Below are 17,554 nucleotides of genomic sequence, written 5' to 3'. Positions count from 1 at the left end.
TCACTAATCATGAGCTTTGTTCCCTTATGCATCTTCGAATGCGCAGATGAAAGTCGTTACCTGCGCCTTCATGGATAGGCTAACAATTTTCCTCTTGCAGATATTGGAATACTCATTATACCAGTTTGCATTCAAACGCCATGCGCTTTCGCTGGCGCGAGTAAAACAGCGAGTGACAGCAATTCCGATGAACATCCGTTTGACCTACCGCATAGAAAGCACCGGCAACATTGAGAAGATGGCGGCCAAGATCGCCAGCGATCAATCCACCGGCACTTTTGTTGCCGTTCCCCGTGAAACGGATGAATTGAAGGCTCGCGTCGCCGCGAGAGTGCTGGATATCCGCCCTCTCGAGGAAGCCCGCGTTCCAGCGTGGCCAGAGCTGGAATTAGGTCACGGCCCAATCAGGCGCGCCGATGTTGACATTGCTTTTCCGCTTGATGCGGTCGGGACCGACCTCGCCGCTCTCATGACCATCGCCATTGGCGGGGGCTATTCGATCAAGGGCATGACCGGCATTCGCGTCGTCGGTATGAAGTTGCCACAGGCATTCCGTGACGCCCATCCCGGCCCGCAATTTGGTATTGAGGGAAGCCGCAAGCTCACCGGTGTTGAAAAGCGTCCGATCATTGGCACCATCGTCAAGCCCGCGCTCGGTCTGCGTCCCCATGAAACGGCTGAATTGGTGGGCGAGTTAATTACATCCGGCGTGGACTTCATCAAGGACGACGAGAAGCTGATGAGTCCCGCTTATTCGCCGCTGAAAGAACGCGTTACGGCAATCATGCCGCGTATTCTCGATCACGAACAGAAAACCGGCAAGAAGGTCATGTATGCCTTCGGTATTTCACATGCCGATCCCGACGAGATGATGCGCAATCATGACTTGGTTCTCAAAGCGGGCGGCAACTGCGCGGTGGTCAATATCAACTCTATCGGCTTCGGCGGGATGAGTTTCCTGCGCAAGCGCTCGGGTCTTGTCCTGCATGCGCATCGCAACGGCTGGGACATCTTGACCCGCAATCCGGGTGCCGGGATGGATTTCAGCGTCTATCAGCAGTTCTGGCGCCTGCTCGGCGTCGATCAGTTTCAGATCAATGGCATCCGCGTGAAATATTGGGAGCCGGACGAAAGCTTCGTCTCGTCGTTCAAGGCGATCAGTACACCGCTCTTCGATCTCACCGATTGCCCGCTGCCGGTTGCAGGCTCCGGTCAATGGGGCGGACAGGCACCGGAAACCTATGCCCGCACAGGCCGCACCACGGACCTCCTCTATTTGTGCGGCGGTGGCATTGTCAGCCATCCTGGCGGACCGGCAGCAGGCGTTCGCGCCGTGCAACAGGCATGGGAAGCCGCTGTTGCTGACATCCCGCTTGAGGTTTACGCAAAGGACCACCCCGAACTTGCTACCTCTCTGGCGAAATTTGGCAATGGAGGCGAAGGATGACTGGCCTCGACGCGCCGCTGCTTTCCTATTACGGGGATGATCTGACCGGTTCCACGGATGTGATGGAAGCGCTCAGTTCGAATGGTATCGAAACTGTCTTGTTCATGAACAAGCCGGATGACGCGCTTCTATCGCGCTTTGGACATTGCCGCGCCATTGGTCTCGCGGGCACCAGTCGCAGCGAAACGCCGGATTGGATGGATGCGCATCTGACCCCCGCCTTCGCCTGGCTGCGTAGCCTCAATGCCGCGATTTGCCACTACAAGGTCTGTTCCACTTTCGATTCCGCGCCGCATGTCGGCAATATCGGCAAGGCGATCGAGATCGGCAAATCGGTCTTCCAACAGGCTTATGTTCCGCTGATCGTCGGTGCGCCGCAACTCAAGCGTTACACATCGTTCGGCAATCTCTTTGCTGCCTATCAAGGCGAGACCTACCGTATCGACCGGCATCCGGTGATGAGCCGTCATCCTGTGACGCCGATGCATGAAGCAGATCTGCGTCTGCATCTAGCCCAACAAACGACATTGAAAACCGAATTGATTGATAGTGTCGCGCTCACCTCACCCGAAGCCGACGCGCATGTTCAAAGGATCGCGCGGCAGGCGACTGGCATGGTGCTGTTCGATGTGGATAGCACCGAAAGCCAGTTGCGCGCAGGTGAACAACTGTGGCGTTTACGTGCACCACAAGGCTGGATTGTGGCCGGTTCCTCCGGCATCGAATATGCACTGCTTGCCGTATGGCGAGAGGCGGGCCTGATCGGCGCGAGGAAAGATTTTCCGCTGCCGGGCAAAGTGGATCGTATCGCCGTGGTGTCGGGCAGCGTTTCGCCGACAACCGAAAGACAGATTCGCAACGCAACCGCAGCCGGCTTTGTCGGCATCAATCTCAATCCGCTCGAACTCCTCGGTGAAAATGCTGAGCAGGCGATGGAAACCGCCATCGCATATGCGCAAAAAACCTTGCAGGTGGGCAGAAGCGTCATTCTCAATACAGCACTTGGTCCCTCTGCCGATCGCGGCCGCGAAATCGACCGTATCGCCGGGAGCCGCCATCGACTGGCGCGCATTCTGGGATCGATCCTGCGCAGCCTGGTTGAGCGCGAACGTCTCTCGCGCGCCGTGATAGCGGGTGGCGATACGTCCAGCCACGCCCTGCGCGAGCTGCATATCGATGCACTGACCACGCTGCTGCCGCTTCCGCAAACACCCGGTTCGCCGCTTTGCACCGCGCATGGCGACGACGCTGCAACCAATGGCCTGCAAATCGCACTGAAAGGCGGGCAGGTCGGCGCTGACAATTATTTCAGCCAAATACGCGACGGTTTACGCACCTGAAATCTGGAATGCTCATTGACTGGTTATACCAGTTAAGCTACCAAAGATACCGGAGGAAAATTCAACCATGACAGCAATCGCTTTGTTCGGCGCAGGCGGCAAGATGGGTTACCGTCTGGCCAAGAACTTGAAGGGCTCGCGCTTCGACGTCCGCCATATTGAAGTCAGCGATGCAGGCAAGGCGCGTCTGAAGAACGATCTGGGCATCGATACGGTCGATGCCGATCAGGGCCTTGCAGATGCCGAAGTTGTCATTCTGGCCGTGCCGGACACTCTCATCGGGAAAGTAGCCGCAGGCATTATCGACAAACTGAAGCCCGGCACAATGGTGATCGCGCTTGACGCAGCCGCCCCCTTCGCAGGCCATCTGCCCGAGCGCGCCGATCTGACCTATTTCGTCACCCACCCTTGCCATCCGCCCATCTTTAACGACGAGACGGACATGCAGGCAAAGAAGGATCATTTCGGTGGTCTTTTTGCCAAGCAGCATATCGTTTCGGCACTCATGCAGGGACCAGAGACGGACTACGCGCTGGGCGAAGAAATCGCAAAGGTGATCTGGGCTCCCGTCATGCGCTCGCATCGCGTCACGGTCGAACAGATGGCGATGCTGGAGCCCGGCCTTTCGGAAACCGTCTGCGCCTCGCTTCTCGTCGTCATGCGCCAGGCAATGGATGAATGCGTGCGACGCGGCGTACCGGAAGAAGCGGCTCGCGATTTCCTGCTGGGCCATATGAATGTTCTGGGCGCGGTAATCTTCAAGGAGATCGATGGCGTGTTCTCGGATGCCTGCAACAAAGCAATCGAATTCGGCATCCCCGCGCTGATGCGCGACGATTGGAAAAACGTCTTTGAACCGCAGGAGATCGCCGAAAGCATTCGCCGCATCACCTGATAATGAACGGGAGGGTCAAGCGCCCTCCTCCACTGCCCTGCCGGGAACAGGGCTGAACAAACTGGGAGGAAATTATGGAATTCACACGCAGGAAACTGACGCGCGGTATCGCGCTGGCCATCGTTGCCGGCGCGCTGTCGGCGGGTACTGTCATGCCAGCTTGGGCGGCAGATCTTATCGCAATAATCACCCCATCGCATGACAATCCGTTTTTCAAGGCTGAGGCCGTAGGTGCAGAAGCGAAAGCCAAGGAACTTGGCTATGAAACGCTGATCCTCGTTCACGATGACGACGCCAACAAGCAGTCGCAGCTCGTGGACACTGCGATCGGTCGCGGCGCCAAGGCGATTATTCTGGACAATGCCGGTTCCGAAGCGTCCATTGCCGCTGTGCAGAAGGCAAAGGATGCAGGCATTCCATCCTTCCTGATCGACCGGGAAATCAATGCGACCGGCATTGCCGTATCGCAGATCGTTTCCAACAATTATCAGGGCGCTCAGCTCGGTGCCGAAGAATTTGTCAATTTGATGGGTGAAAAAGGCAATTACGTTGAATTGCTTGGCCGCGAAGCCGATCTCAATGCCGGCATACGCTCCAAGGGCTATCACGACGTTATCGACGACTATCCGGATATGAAGATGGTCGCGCAGCAGTCGGCCAATTGGAGCCAGCCGGAAGCCTTCACCAAGATGCAGAGCATTCTGCAGGCCAATCCGGACATCAAGGGCGTGATTTCGGGCAACGATACGATGGCTATGGGCGCATGGGCAGCCCTTGAGGCGGCGGGCCGCAAGGATGTGATCGTCGTCGGCTTCGACGGCTCCAACGACGTGCGCGACTCCATCAAGGCTGGCGGTATCAAGGCCACCGTCCTTCAGCCAGCTTACGCGCAGGCGCAAACTGCTGTCGTTCAGGCCGATGAGTTCATCAAGTCGGGCAAGAAGCCCGCTGAAGAAAAGCAGTTGATGGATTGCGTTCTGATCAATGGCGAAAATGCGGAAAAGCTTGAAACCTTTGCTTTGAAGGATTGAGCCCGGCGCGTTGAGAGCCGGGAGCCCAACGCTCCCGGCATATTCCCTATACCGAGGATATCTTCATGTCAGTGCTGAAGTCAGCGTCCATTGTTGTGCTGGCCTGTGGTGTTGCGCTTTCGGGCTGCAAGATCATCAAGACGCCAACAGCTGAGGAAGCCGCAGCCGCCCGCGGTGACAATTTCAACCCGGACCGCTCGGTTGCCGACATCTGGGACTCCAAGGTCAAACCGTTCTTCGCGGAAAAAACCGTGACGCTTGATGAAGTCATGACGGCGGCCAATACCGATGCCGACGCGGCGGGAAGCAAATTCGGCCACCGTGAAAAACAGGGCAACGCGCCATGGACCTTTGCAACCAAGCTGGAAGGCACGGTCGTTGGAGCCGAGACCAAATCACGGGCCGCCTATGTCGATGTGGACAGCAATGGTGACGGCAAGGCGGATGCGCGTGTCCAGATCGGACCGACCATTCGCGGAACGGCCATTCGCGACAGCTTGAGCTTTGTGAACTTCAACGAATTCCGCAATCAGATTGAATGGGCGCAGTTCGGCAAATCGTTCAATACCCGCGTCAACGATGAAATCCTGTCGAAGCTGCCACGCGAAAATCTGGTCAGCATGAAAGTAAAGGCCAGTGGCGCCTTCGCCATGCCCTCCAAGGGCCAGTTACCTCTTTTCACGCCCGTATCCATAGCGCTGGAGAAGTGAGCCATGGAAACGGAACAGCCAACCAAAGACGATATTGTCCTCAAGCTTGAAGACGTATCGAAAGTCTATTCCGGTATCGTCGCCGTCAAACGCGCCAATCTCGAATTGCGGCGCGGGTCGGTCAATGTGCTGGTGGGCGAAAATGGCGCTGGCAAATCCACATTGATGAAGATCATTGCCGGTGTCGAGCGCCCGACCATGGGCAAGATCATTCTCGACGACGAACCGGTCGCTTTCGACAGTCCTGCCGACGCGCAAAAGCGCGGTATCGCGATGATCTTTCAGGAACTCAATCTGTTTGCCAATATGTCCGTGGCCGAGAATATCTTTGCCACCCGTGAGATCATGCGCGGCGTGCGCGGCATCGATCACAAGGCGCAGGTTCAAAAGGCCAACGAATATCTTAACCGTCTGGATGCTGGCATTGACGCCAATATGCTGGTTTCCGATCTTCCCATCGGCCAGCAGCAATTGGTGGAAATCGCTAAAGCCATTTCACTCGATGCGCGTATCGTTATCATGGACGAACCGACATCCGCGCTTTCAGCCGCCGAGGTCGATATTCTATTCAAAGTCATCGCCGAACTGAAAAGCCAGGGCGTCGCCATCGTCTATATTTCGCATCGTCTCGAAGAGCTAATGCGCATTGGCGATTACATCACCGTGCTGCGCGATGGCAAAATCACCGGCCAAGAAGAAGTCAAAAACATCGATACGCAATGGATCGTGCGATCGATGATCGGCTCCGATGCCAAAGATTTTGCCAAATCGGTGAACCACACGATAGGCGAAGAGCGGTTCCGCGCCGAAAATATAACCCTGCCACGTACGACAGGCGGGCTTGCCGTCGATAATGTGTCCTTGTCGGTCCGCGCTGGTGAAGTTCTAGGGATATACGGCCTTATGGGCGCCGGCCGTTCCGAATTTTTCGAATGCGTCATGGGACAGCACCGTCATTCGACCGGCCATATTTTCATAGACGGACAAGAAGTGACCGAGCGCGATACGACACGCCGCATAAGGCGTGGGCTTGCGCTCATTCCCGAAGACCGTCAGCGCGAGGGTCTGGTGCAGGTTTTGTCTATCGCCAGCAACCTGACAATGGCCAGTCTCGACCGGCTTGCGAAACTGTTCCACATCGGGCCGAAGCGCGAGAAGGAAGCCGTCCGGCAGGCTATCAAGGATCTCGCTATCAAAGCTCCGAACCCGGATTTCGAAGTGACTTCGATGTCGGGCGGCAATCAGCAAAAGGTTGTGATCGGCAAGGCGCTGATGACCAGCCCGAAAGTGCTTTTGATGGACGAGCCATCGCGCGGCATCGACGTTGGCGCAAAGGCGGATGTTTTCCGCACCATGCGCCGCCTCGCTGGCGAAGGACTGGCCATCCTGTTTTCAACCTCCGATCTGGAAGAAGTCATGGCCTTATCCGACCGCATCGCCGTGCTCAGCAATGGCAAGCTGATTGCCATCTTCGACCGCGAGCACGCGACGGAAGCCGATATCATCGCGGCCTCGGCCAGGGGCCATGGTCATAACCACGATCTGCAAACCAAGGAACTCGCGTCATGACAGCCAAAACCGCCACGGCAGCCACTGACCCAACCTTTTCAGGCGGATCGGCCTTGCTGACGCTGATGAAGCTGCGGACATTCATCGCACTTTTTGCAGTTTTCATCTTTTTCTCCTTCGCCGCACCGAACTTCCTTTCGACAGCCAATCTCATTTTGATGTCGAAACACGTGGCGCTGAATGCCTTTCTCGCCATGGGCATGACTTTTGTTATCATCACGGGCGGGATCGACTTGTCTGTCGGTTCGATTGTCGGCCTGTGCGGCATGGTCGCCGGCGGTCTTTTGATCTATGGCATCGATCTGGGCATCGGCTATACAATCTATTTCAATGTGATCGAGATATCGCTCATCACGCTGGCTGTGGGGGTTGCGGTCGGCTTCATCAACGGGCTCCTGATTACCAGGCTCAACGTGGCGCCATTCATCGCAACACTTGGAACCCTATATGTCGCGCGCGGCCTTGCTCTATTGTCGTCTGACGGCCAGACCTTCCCGAACCTCGTCGGACGAGAAGATCTCGGCACCACCGGCTTCGGCTTTCTCGGCGCGGGCAGCATTCTCGGCTTGCCGGTTTCCATCTGGCTTCTGATCGTCGTTGCATTGGGTGCAGCCTATGTCGCCCGCTACACGCCACTGGGACGACAGATTTTTGCAGTAGGCGGCAATGAGCGCGCAGCACGCATGTCCGGCATCCGCGTCGACCGCGTAAAAATGTTCGTCTACATGTTTTCGGGCTTTTGCGCCGCCATTGCCGGTCTTATCATTTCCTCCGAACTGATGGCTTCGCACCCGGCAACCGGAAACTCCTTCGAACTCAATGCCATCGCGGCAGCCGTTCTGGGCGGAACCTCCATGTCGGGCGGGCGCGGCACCATCGGTGGAACGATTATCGGTGCGTTCGTGATCGGGATTCTTTCTGATGGTCTGGTCATGATGGGGGTATCGTCCTTCTGGCAGATGGTCATCAAGGGCCTCGTCATCATCATCGCCGTGGTTGTAGACCAGGCACAGCGGCGCCTTCAGCAGCGCGTCACGCTCATGCAAATGGCAAAGGCAGGATAATGGCAGAATTCAATGGCGCGCTCATCGGCTGCGGCTTCTTCGCAATCAACCAGATGCATGGCTGGAACGATGTTTCCGGTGCAAAAATCGTGGCGATCTGCGACCGCGACCCCGAGCGGTTGAAGATCGTCGGCGATCAGTTCGGGATCGAACGCCGCTATACCGATGCCGAGGCGCTGTTTGCCGATGGAAATATCGATTTTGTCGATATCGCCACAACGGTTGGAAGCCATCGCATGCTGGTTGAAATGGCCGCTGCCCATAAAGTACCAGCCATCTGTCAAAAGCCTTTTGCCAAGAACCTTGAGGACGCCAAGGCCATGGTGAAAGCGTGCCGGGATGCCGGCATTCCATTGATGGTTCACGAGAATTTTCGCTGGCAGACACCGATCCAGGCCGTTCGGAAAGCGCTCGATAGCGGTGCGATAGGCGATCTCTTCTGGGGGCGGTTTTCCTTCCGGTCGGGCTTCGACGTCTTTTCGGGCCAACCTTATCTTGCGGAAGGCGAGCGCTTTATCATCGAAGACCTTGGCATCCACACCCTCGATATCGCGCGCTTTATTCTCGGCGATGTAACAAGCCTCGTCGCGCGCACCAAACGCGTCAATCCGAAAATCAAGGGTGAGGACGTCGCGACCATTCTGCTCGACCACGAAAGTGGCACCACATCTGTTGTCGATGTCAGCTATGCGACCAGACTTCAGGTCGATCCCTTCCCGGAAACCCTCATCGAACTGGATGGCACAGCAGGCTCAATCCGACTGTATCAGGGGTACCGTCTGGAAGTCATCAATGCTGGAGGTACAACCGTTTCGGACGTTTCACCCAAACTGCTGTCCTGGGCATCGCGTCCTTGGCACAATATTCAGGAGAGCGTCTATGCGATCCAGCAACACTGGGTCGATAAGCTTGCTTCCGGCGAGGAAACGTCAACATCGGGTGCCGATAACCTCAAAACCTTCGCGCTGGTGGATGCAGCTTATGACAGTGCGGCCAGCGGCAACCGCGTCGATGTAAAGGCCATGCTGAGATGAGCAGCGTCGATCCGTTTCTGCTTTTTGGCACACAGGAAACCGAGGCTCGGCCATTTCACCTGCAAGCCGGGCGTCTAGCAGTTGACCTGAGCGATGGCAATTTACGCACCATCACCTATGATGGGATCGAAGTGCTGCGTGCAGTGTCTTATCTGATACGCGACCGCGACTGGGGGACATATGCCCCTTCTATCCGCGACCTAACCGTAGAGAGAAACACGGCTGGTTTTACTGTATCCTATCAGGCCCATGTCAGCGGTCCCAGCGATAGCGAGTTAACGATTGCTGTGACCATATCGGCGGATGTTAGCGGCAGATTGACTTTCGACGCTGTCACCACAACGACGACCGGCTTTGAAACCAACCGCTGCGGCTTTTGTATTCTGCATCCGATTGTTGGACTTTCCGGTTCACCGGTTACAGTGGAACATGTCGATGGAACGCATGTGCAGACCCATCTGCCCGATCTCATCGAGCCGTGGCAACCGTTCAAGGATATGCGCGCCATCACCCATGAAGCCATTCCGGGTGTGTTGGCGGAATGCCGTATGGAAGGCGATGTCTTCGAGATGGAGGATCAACGCAACTGGTCCGACGCCTCGTATAAAACCTATGTGCGCCCTCTTGCACTGCCTTGGCCCTATCGGATTGAAGCCGACAAGTCGACCCATCAGCGCGTTGCATTGACCATATGCGATAAACGGTCGAGTGCATCCACTGCCGTCGCGTCAAACACCGAACCAGTGCTCATTACACCTGACAACGCGCGCGGCATCATGCCAAATATCGGCATCATCATCACGCCGGAAGAAGCCAGGGCGAGCCTTGCTTTGTCCAGCCTGTTAAGCGAAATCGCTCCGCAAGATTTGCTATTCCATTACGATCCGCATGCGGGACATGACGCAACGACATTTGCAGATTTCGCTGCTCTTGCCGCTCGATATAATGGGCGCACATCGCTGGAGATCGCACTATCCTGTAAAGGATCGCTTCTCGATGAAACCGCCCAAATCGCCGCGCAAATGAAAGCGGCAGGCTTTGCGCCCGACGCGATCATTGTTTCACCCTCAATAGATCGCCAGTCCACGCCGCCCGGCAGTGCGTGGCCGCCTTGTCCTCCACTGGAAGAAATCTATAGCGCCGCACGCACTGCTTTTCCGAGTGTTACCCTTGGCGGCGGTATGCTGAGCTATTTCACGGAATTGAACCGCAAGCGCGTGCCGGGCGAATTGATCGATTTCGTAACCCATTGCACCAACCCAATTGTCCATGCGGCGGACGATCTAAGCGTCATGCAGACGCTGGAGGCGCTGCCCTTCATTACGCGTTCGGTACGCGCCATTTATGGCGACAAACCCTACCGCATCGGCCCATCGACCATTCCCATGCGTCAAAACCCCTATGGGAGCCGGACGATGGACAACCCCGATGGCAAACGCATCGCCATGGCCAATCGTGATCCGCGCCACAACGGCAACTTCGCGGAAGTATTTGCCTTTGCCTATGCCGCACGAGTGCTAGATGCAAATCTCGACTGTCTGACTCTGTCGGCCCTGACCGGCCCTTTTGGACTGATTGCGCATATAAATGAACCGATGCCTGAAGGCCAAACGCGCCCGATTTTCAACAGCGTGAAAACCTTATCCGCACTGGCCGGAAAAGAATGGCGCGCCTATCGTTCTTCTCGTCCGGCCAACGTTCTTGCCTTCGCGGTGGAGAGCGAACTCTGGCTCGTGAATATCACGCCAGAAGAGCAGAGCGTCAGCATGGAGGGTAAGAGGGCGTTTTCGCTCGCACCCTTTGGAGTTCTGTCCATACCGCTTTAAGCCAAAGCGCGGAAAGCAGTGGGTACACGATATCCTTCCAGTTGCGTATTCTTAAAAATTCAGCGCCGCTTTGCGGGCCGCGCCGCCAAAACGACGTTGTGCCGCTTGGCGAGTTCTGCTGTCACCGCTTCAATTTCCTCAGCTTTGCGCGCCTCGGTCCAGCCAAGTTCCAGGGCCAGAATATCCGCAATCGCGACCAGATTATTGGTGGTCAACGCGCCATCAATGGCAAGCGTCGTACGACGCAACACAACATCAGCCAAATGAACCACCAGTTCATTGCGAGCGATCCATGCGATTTCGGCGCGGCTTACCGTATCGGTTTCGGGCAAATAGGCAACACCGACTTTGGCTTCATCGCGAACGATGGAAGCCGCTGTTGTCCCGTAGCGTTGAAGCAACAACGCTACGCGCGTGGCTTCAAGGCCTGTCGCACTTGCCTGTTCAGCGATCCACGCGCTGCGCGCATTGTCATCCCGCGGGTAGCCCTTACCGCCACCGATTGCGAGATTACGCGTCGAGCGAACGCGCGTGCGCTGCAACCGTTGCAGAACCGTGTCCGTAACCTCTTCGGCAAAACCGCGAAACGTCGTCCATTTACCGCCCACCAGTGAAATGATTGCGAATGGGCGCACCGCATCGGGCTCAATCACCGGAGCCGAGTGATCACGGCTGATAAGCCCCGGTTCTGAGGCATTGGAAGCAGGCAGCGGGCGGATGCCGCTATAGGTGTAGACAATCTGATTGCGGTTGAATTGCAGTTTCGGCAGCAGCGAACGCAGGCTCTCAATGAAATACTCCGTTTCATCATCCTCGCAGCGCACAGCGTCCGGATCATCGGACGGAATATCGGTCGAACCGACCATCGCAAGACCGTGATAGTCGTAAACAAGGCAGATACGACCGTCATCGGCCTCGAAATAAATCATTCTTCCATCAAGGCTTTTCACCAGTTCGGGATGGTCGATCAGAATATGTGATCCCTTGGTGCCACCGATCATCTTGGTGGGTTTACCAAGCGCAGAATTCACCCGGTCGATCCAAGGGCCAGCAGCGTTGATCACGAGCTTCGGCCTGACTGAGAACGAAGCGCCGTCTGGACCTTCAAAGCTGATTGCACCGTCACCGGCTTTGACCAAGGCTGTGAAATTTGCAGCCGCACTATTTGTATTGGCCTGAAGTCCATCGCTGACAAGTTCATAGACCAGCCGCTCAGGTCGGCTGACCTTGGCGTCATGATAGATACCACCTGCCACAATCGCAGGTGTTATGTAAGGCATTTCCTTCGTTGCGGTCTTCTTCAAGAGAAAACGGTGGCGCGGCATGACGCGCTCACGCGCACCAAAATAATCATAGAGGCCAAGGCCGATCTTGATCAACACGCCGCCACGACTGCGGGGCGCAGTTGTGGAACCGAACAATGTGCGCAAGGCCGCAGTGATACCTTTGGTCCACGAGAACACAGGAATAAACGTCGGCAGCGGCTCAACATTATGTGGCGCGTTTTTCAAAAGCAGATTTCGTTCCAGTGTGGATTGCGCAACCAGACCGAATTCCCCGGTTTCCAGATATTTCAAACCACCATGGATCAGCCGCGACGGCGCGGCACTGGTGCCCGATCCGAAATCGCCTTTGTCAACGATAAGACAATTCACGCCTTGCTCGCACAAATCCCGATACAGCCCCGCACCATTGATGCCCGCGCCAAGAATAAGGACGTCCACACTGTCCGCTTCCAGTTGGGCGATGCGGTTCTTCATTTCGGCAGGGCCTACGAAACTGTTCATTTCACCGTCTTTACATCTGTTGTCTGCGCTATCGCGCATTAGGCATTCGCCTGCTGTCAATCCGTAAGGGCTTCGATTTTCGGCCATAACGGGCCAAGCGCCGAGGCAATTTCTTTGAACAGCGCGAAGCGCTTCTCATATTGCGTGCTGCGCTCCGCATCTGGCGTATAAGTGCGGCCGATCGCATCGAGATCGCGCGGATCGCTATAAACATCGGCGAAAACGCCCGCGCCTTTGCCTGCGCAAAGCGCTGCGCCCCAGGCTGCCGCCTCATCCGTCTCGGTAACCGTCACCGGCATTCCAAGCACATTAGCGAACATCTGCGCGAAAGCCGGGCTGCGCGATACGCCACCGGTCAACCGCGCAGCGGAGATGGCGAACCCTTCCTTGAGGTGATCGACATGGATGCGGTGATTGAAGGCAATCCCTTCCCAGACGGCGCGCAGCATGTCGCCGCGTTCCTGCCAGCCGCGCAGACCGAAGAACGCGCCGCTTGCCATGGCGCCATAGGGCGAACCAAAGAGATAAGGATGGAACAATGCTGTCGAGGGCTTTGCCAGCGCAGCATCTATTTCCGGGCGCAGCATATCGTGAATCGAGCGACCTGTCTGCTCCGCTAGACGCCGCTCGGATGGGCAGAGCTTGTCCAGAAACCAGTCATAATTTGCCGTTGACGCCGGCGAGATCGACATGTTGTTCCATTCTCCCGGCGCGATGCCGTTGCGGCAAAACCAGCTCGGATTCACACGCGGTTCGAAGGATAGCGTCTCGTTGATCGAATAGGTTCCCGCAACCACCGCCACAGTGCCCATCTTCAACCCGCCGACGCCGAGCGCCGATGCCGTAACATCGTGCAGACCACCAACAACCGGCGTTCCGGCGACAAGACCGGTCCGCGCCGCGCAAGCCGCAGAAACGCCACCCACGATCTCGTCCGAACGCGACATGGGCGGCAAAGCGTTCCAAAGAGCTTCCAGTCCGAACAACGCAAGTGCGTCGCGTGAATAATCCTGCGTGTTCACGTCCGTGAATGAGGTGGACGCTTCGGTGCGATCCGTACCGACCTCCCCAGTCAGGCAAAACCGGAGCCAGTCCTTGCAGGCGATGACATGTGCGATACGACTGAAGCGCTCAGGCTGATTTTCTTTCACCCAGGCGAGAATGGCCGAAGGTGCGGAAGCATGGGGCAATTGCCCGGTAATGGCGATGGACTGTTCTGCGACCTGACCGTTCACCCAGTTTTCCGCAATATCGACTGCACGACTATCCAACGACAGAATGCCCGCACCGAGCGGGCGGTGGTCACTGTCAAGCATATAGATACCGTCGCCATGGGCAGTGGTGGCGATGGCCAGAATATCGGAAGCAGGCCTGCCGCTCGTGGAAATCGCTTCAGCAATCGCATCCGCCGTGGCATTCCAGAATTCGTCCATGTCACGCTCGACGTGACGGGGATGCGGAAACGACTGGGCGACACGGCGGCGCGCGACTGACAGCGTCCTGCCGTCAATGTCGAACAATACGGCTTTCGTGACGGTCAGTCCGCTATCGATTCCCAACAGGCAGGGCATGGATCGTATTCCTGGTATGTAAATGCAGGCTCAGCAAAGCGCATTCGCCGTGACTTTGTTATTCTTTCTGACCGCCCGAACGGGCGATGACGACATTGATGTCCTGTGACTGCATATGTTCAATATGCGCCTCGGGCGTGTTTTCATCGACGATGACCACATCGAAATCGCTCAAGGCGCCGAAATTGTGCAAAGCGCGCCGTTCGAATTTTGTGTGGTCAGCCAGGAGCACACTTTTTGCCGCGCATTCGCGCATGGCTCTTTTGGTTTCAACCATTTCGGTCGATTGATGAAACAACAGATCGTCGGTGATTGCGGCAATCGAGATGAACGCCACATCGGCACGCAAGCGACGGATTTCGTGGATCGTCATGCCGCCGACAAAGGCATTGCACCAGTTATAAAGCTGCCCACCCAGACCGATCAGCGTGATGTCCTGCATATCGCGAACTTCGTTCATCAGGATCAGCGAATTGGTGATAACGGTCAAAGGCGTTTTGGCCTGAAGATGCGGCACCATTTGCAGAACTGTGGTCGAGTCATCCAGAAAGATGGCTTGGCCCGGTTCGACAAATTGCATCGCGGCTTCGGCGATCAGCTTCTTTTCTTCCGACTGCCGCGACACCCGGTAAAGATCGCTCGCTTCGATCAGGCTGGTGGGTGCTGCGGAAACAACGCCGCGCGTTTTGCGAAAAAGTCCCCGGCTGACAAGTTCATCGACATCACGATGCGCCGTCATCAGACTGATGCCGAAACGTTCCGTCAAATCTTCAATCCGCATCGACCCTTCGGCCATCACAGTCTCGGCGATCTGCTGGCGGCGCACCAGCTGACGCGCATGCCGACTGTCGTTCGGCACCTGATCTGTCATCAGATTGTCTATGCTTGCCTTGTTGCTCACCGTCATGCCTGCCATCCGTTCCCAGCCATTATTTCGTTGTCACTGACAGGTTCCGGCGGACTACGCCAGACAAAAAGGGGAACGATATTTGGAGCGCCGGTAGAAACCGGCGCTCCAAACTTTGCTCTTACTGCTCGAGAACGAACGGAGCCGTGTACTTGTCGACATTATCCTTGGTAATCAGGAAGCAATCGAAAAGCTGCTTTTCCTGATCAACACCGGTCTTGCCGGTCTTGATGAAGCTATCAGCCTGCTTGACGGCAGCTTCCGAGAAAATGGCAACAGGCTGCAGAACGGTGTACTGAAGCTCACCGGCCTTGATCGCCGCGACCGCATCCGGCGAACCGTCGAAACCGCCGACCTTGACCTGTTCCAGCTTGCCAGCCTTCTTAAGAGCAGCGATTGCACCAAGAGCCATTTCGTCGTTACCGGAGATGACACCGACGATATCGGGATTGGCCTGCAACAGTGCCTGCATCTTGTCGTGGCCCTGGGTCCGGTTCCAGTTGGCAACGTCCTTACCGGCCTTCACCAAATCCGGATACTGCGACAGGACCGTTTCGTAACCATTCGAGCGGGTTGCCGCATTGTTGTCCGATGGCGCACCGAACAATTCGACATATTTGCCCTTGTCGCCAACGCTTTCAACCCACTGGGTTGCGCCGATTGCAGCGCCCTGCGCATTGTTGGAGACGAGCTGTGCCTTGGCAAGACCTTCCTGGTTGATTTCGGCATTGACGAGGAATACCGGAATGCCTGCTGCGACGGCGCGCTTGACCGCACCAACCGAGCCGTCGGCATTGGCCGGATCAAGAATGATCGCAACCGACTTGTTGGTGATCGCAGTGTCGATCAGATTGCTTTCAGTGTTGGTGTCGCCCTTGTGACCGCCAACGACAGCCGAATAGCCCAGGCCTTCAGCGGTCTTCTTGGCGATTTCACCTTCGGTGTACCAATATGGGTTCGAAGGGTCGTTGACGATGATCGTCATCAGACCTTCAGCCCAGGCAGCGCTGGCGATAAGCGGCAGTGCCGCTGCAGCAGCGAACAGAACGCGCATACCCTTCTTAAACATGTTTCACTCCCGTAACATTTTTGTTTGTGTTGTGCCGGTTGCCCGGCGGGTATCATTTCCATTGGGCGAGGCTTTTGAGGTTGTTCGCCGTCTTGGAACCTTTCGATACGCCCTTGGAATACGGCCCATCCGAAATCGGACCTGGCCCTGTTCCTATCGTCGGGAGTATTGAATGCTGTTGAGCAGAACCGCGAGCACGATCACCGCGCCGGTGAAGACGGTTTGCCAATAGGAGGATACGCCGATGATCACCAGACCATCGGAGAGGAAGCCTATGACGAAGGCGCCGAGCAGCGTACCCTGAATGGTGCCGCGTCCGCCTGTCAGCGCCGCGCCGCCGATGACGACCGCTGCGATTGCGGTCAGTTCATATGTCGTACCGGCGGTCGGACCGGCAGAGGTCAGCTGCGACGACAGGACCAGACCGGCAATTGCGGCACAAATGCCCGAAATCACATAAACGGAGATCTTGACCCTCTTGACCGGAACACCCGAAAGCTCAGCAGCGCGCTCATTACCGCCCGAAGCATAGAGCCAGCGACCGAACGCGGTGCGATTGAGAACGATGGCGCAGATGATCGCCAGCACAGCTAGAACCAGAACGCCAATCGGAACGCCGAAAAGCGTGTTGAATCCGAGCCAATCAAAACCGGTATTCCCCAGTTCCGGGCGGCCACCGAGATTGTTGTAGGTCAGACCATTTGTCATCAACAAGGCGACACCACGTGCGCAATAGAGCACGCCGAGTGTGGCCACGAAAGCTGGAACCCGCAGATAGGCAATCAGCACGCCATTGACAGCGCCCACAAACGCACCCAGTGCACAGGTGATGATGACCACGGCCCAGACCGGGAAATATAGGATGATCCCGAATTCCTGCAGCGTCACGCCCTGCATCAGGAAACCCGCAACGACACCCGCCAGCCCCAATGTGGAACCGACAGAAAGATCGATGCCGCCATTCAGGATCACCAGCAACATGCCGATTGCCAGCAACCCGAAAATGGCCACATGCGAAGACATGATGAGGAAATTGTCGACCGTGAAATAATAGGGCGACAGGAACGAAAAGGCAGCGATGATTGCGATCAGGGCAAAAAATGCACGACCTTCGAGCAGCAGATGCACGATATTGGTTTTCCGCTTTGCCCCGCCTGGGGTTGCCGCTTTGTCTTTTGTGCTCGTGACTGACATTCTATCAGTGCTCCATAACTAAAGCATTCAAGCGATCTGGTAACATCAGATCAGGCGCTCGAACTTTTCGACTTGCGCATGCCCGCTCGAAAACCGAAGGCATGCAGCAG

At 56.5% G+C, this 17,554-nt stretch carries 14 protein-coding genes; 9 read left to right on the top strand and 5 right to left on the bottom strand.

Annotated elements, in window-relative coordinates; translation table 11 throughout:
- Positions 1-187: 187 nt before the first annotated feature.
- The 9 genes from oiaX to JAU75_RS13455 all read left to right on the top strand — a co-directional run bounded on the left by oiaX (position 188) and on the right by JAU75_RS13455 (position 10,916).
- Positions 188-1,447, top strand: coding sequence for a 3-oxo-isoapionate-4-phosphate decarboxylase OiaX (oiaX, locus tag JAU75_RS13495; protein ID WP_199057016.1), 1,260 nt, complete (start codon positions 188-190; stop codon positions 1,445-1,447).
- Positions 1,444-2,787, top strand: a complete 1,344-nt coding sequence (locus JAU75_RS13490; protein ID WP_199057015.1) for a four-carbon acid sugar kinase family protein — start codon at positions 1,444-1,446, stop codon at positions 2,785-2,787. Before oiaX ends, JAU75_RS13490 begins: the two co-directional genes overlap by 4 nt.
- A gap of 67 nt (positions 2,788-2,854) precedes the next feature.
- Positions 2,855-3,682, top strand: coding sequence for a phosphogluconate dehydrogenase C-terminal domain-containing protein (locus JAU75_RS13485; protein ID WP_247880480.1), 828 nt, complete (start codon positions 2,855-2,857; stop codon positions 3,680-3,682).
- Positions 3,683-3,756: 74 nt separating this feature from the next.
- A complete protein-coding gene (locus JAU75_RS13480; RefSeq protein WP_199057014.1) occupies positions 3,757-4,713 on the top strand; it encodes a D-ribose ABC transporter substrate-binding protein in 957 nt (318 codons plus the stop codon).
- A gap of 65 nt (positions 4,714-4,778) precedes the next feature.
- Positions 4,779-5,423, top strand: coding sequence for a DUF2291 family protein (locus JAU75_RS13475; protein ID WP_199057013.1), 645 nt, complete (start codon positions 4,779-4,781; stop codon positions 5,421-5,423).
- Between the two features lie 3 nt (positions 5,424-5,426).
- Positions 5,427-6,992 carry a sugar ABC transporter ATP-binding protein gene (locus JAU75_RS13470; protein ID WP_199057012.1) on the top strand — a complete coding sequence of 522 codons (1,566 nt, stop codon included), beginning with the start codon at positions 5,427-5,429 and terminating at the stop codon, positions 6,990-6,992.
- A complete protein-coding gene (locus JAU75_RS13465; RefSeq protein ID WP_199057011.1) occupies positions 6,989-8,056 on the top strand; it encodes an ABC transporter permease in 1,068 nt (355 codons plus the stop codon). Before JAU75_RS13470 ends, JAU75_RS13465 begins: the two co-directional genes overlap by 4 nt.
- Complete coding sequence (locus tag JAU75_RS13460; RefSeq protein WP_199057010.1) at positions 8,056-9,090, top strand: Gfo/Idh/MocA family protein; 1,035 nt, start codon at positions 8,056-8,058, stop codon at positions 9,088-9,090. Before JAU75_RS13465 ends, JAU75_RS13460 begins: the two co-directional genes overlap by 1 nt.
- A complete protein-coding gene (locus tag JAU75_RS13455) occupies positions 9,087-10,916 on the top strand; it encodes a hypothetical protein (protein WP_199057009.1) in 1,830 nt (609 codons plus the stop codon). The genes JAU75_RS13460 and JAU75_RS13455 overlap by 4 nt, the downstream gene beginning before the upstream one ends.
- A gap of 59 nt (positions 10,917-10,975) precedes the next feature.
- Here JAU75_RS13455 and JAU75_RS13450 read toward each other — a convergent pair whose 3' ends face one another.
- The 5 genes from JAU75_RS13450 to JAU75_RS13430 form a co-directional block, all read right to left on the bottom strand.
- A complete protein-coding gene (locus JAU75_RS13450) occupies positions 10,976-12,703 on the bottom strand; it encodes a glycerol-3-phosphate dehydrogenase/oxidase (RefSeq protein WP_199057008.1) in 1,728 nt (575 codons plus the stop codon).
- Positions 12,704-12,759: 56 nt separating this feature from the next.
- On the bottom strand, positions 12,760-14,274 hold the full coding sequence (locus JAU75_RS13445) for an FGGY-family carbohydrate kinase (RefSeq protein WP_199057007.1): 1,515 nt from the start codon (positions 14,272-14,274) through the stop codon (positions 12,760-12,762).
- A 58-nt stretch (positions 14,275-14,332) separates the two neighbouring features.
- Positions 14,333-15,181: a DeoR/GlpR family DNA-binding transcription regulator gene (locus JAU75_RS13440; protein WP_199057006.1), complete on the bottom strand. Its 849-nt coding sequence runs from the start codon at positions 15,179-15,181 to the stop codon at positions 14,333-14,335.
- A gap of 121 nt (positions 15,182-15,302) precedes the next feature.
- Positions 15,303-16,250, bottom strand: coding sequence for a D-ribose ABC transporter substrate-binding protein (locus tag JAU75_RS13435; RefSeq protein WP_199057005.1), 948 nt, complete (start codon positions 16,248-16,250; stop codon positions 15,303-15,305).
- A 153-nt stretch (positions 16,251-16,403) separates the two neighbouring features.
- The gene (locus JAU75_RS13430; protein ID WP_199057004.1) at positions 16,404-17,444 is read right to left on the bottom strand and encodes an ABC transporter permease; all 1,041 of its coding nucleotides are present in this window, start codon (positions 17,442-17,444) and stop codon (positions 16,404-16,406) included.
- Positions 17,445-17,554: the final 110 nt, after the last annotated feature.

This window comes from Ochrobactrum sp. Q0168, assembly GCF_016427605.1.
GTDB lineage: Bacteria > Pseudomonadota > Alphaproteobacteria > Rhizobiales > Rhizobiaceae > Brucella.
Note: the sequence above shows the minus strand (reverse complement) of the source record. Positions and strands in the feature narration are given on the sequence as shown.

Excerpts from the sequence above, each read along its gene's own strand:
- JAU75_RS13480 (WP_199057014.1), top strand. The coding sequence starts at position 3,757 with ATGGAATTCACACGCAGGAAACTGACGCGCGGTATCGCGCTGGCCATC.
- JAU75_RS13445 (WP_199057007.1), bottom strand. The coding sequence starts at position 14,274 with ATGCCCTGCCTGTTGGGAATCGATAGCGGACTGACCGTCACGAAAGCC.
- JAU75_RS13430 (WP_199057004.1), bottom strand. The coding sequence starts at position 17,444 with ATGTCAGTCACGAGCACAAAAGACAAAGCGGCAACCCCAGGCGGGGCA.
- JAU75_RS13460 (WP_199057010.1), top strand. The coding sequence starts at position 8,056 with ATGGCAGAATTCAATGGCGCGCTCATCGGCTGCGGCTTCTTCGCAATC.
- JAU75_RS13440 (WP_199057006.1), bottom strand. The coding sequence starts at position 15,181 with ATGACGGTGAGCAACAAGGCAAGCATAGACAATCTGATGACAGATCAG.
- JAU75_RS13470 (WP_199057012.1), top strand. The coding sequence starts at position 5,427 with ATGGAAACGGAACAGCCAACCAAAGACGATATTGTCCTCAAGCTTGAA.
- JAU75_RS13465 (WP_199057011.1), top strand. The coding sequence starts at position 6,989 with ATGACAGCCAAAACCGCCACGGCAGCCACTGACCCAACCTTTTCAGGC.
- JAU75_RS13435 (WP_199057005.1), bottom strand. The coding sequence starts at position 16,250 with ATGTTTAAGAAGGGTATGCGCGTTCTGTTCGCTGCTGCAGCGGCACTG.
- JAU75_RS13455 (WP_199057009.1), top strand. The coding sequence starts at position 9,087 with ATGAGCAGCGTCGATCCGTTTCTGCTTTTTGGCACACAGGAAACCGAG.
- JAU75_RS13485 (WP_247880480.1), top strand. The coding sequence starts at position 2,855 with ATGACAGCAATCGCTTTGTTCGGCGCAGGCGGCAAGATGGGTTACCGT.
- oiaX (WP_199057016.1), top strand. The coding sequence starts at position 188 with ATGAACATCCGTTTGACCTACCGCATAGAAAGCACCGGCAACATTGAG.
- JAU75_RS13490 (WP_199057015.1), top strand. The coding sequence starts at position 1,444 with ATGACTGGCCTCGACGCGCCGCTGCTTTCCTATTACGGGGATGATCTG.
- JAU75_RS13450 (WP_199057008.1), bottom strand. The coding sequence starts at position 12,703 with ATGAACAGTTTCGTAGGCCCTGCCGAAATGAAGAACCGCATCGCCCAA.
- JAU75_RS13475 (WP_199057013.1), top strand. The coding sequence starts at position 4,779 with ATGTCAGTGCTGAAGTCAGCGTCCATTGTTGTGCTGGCCTGTGGTGTT.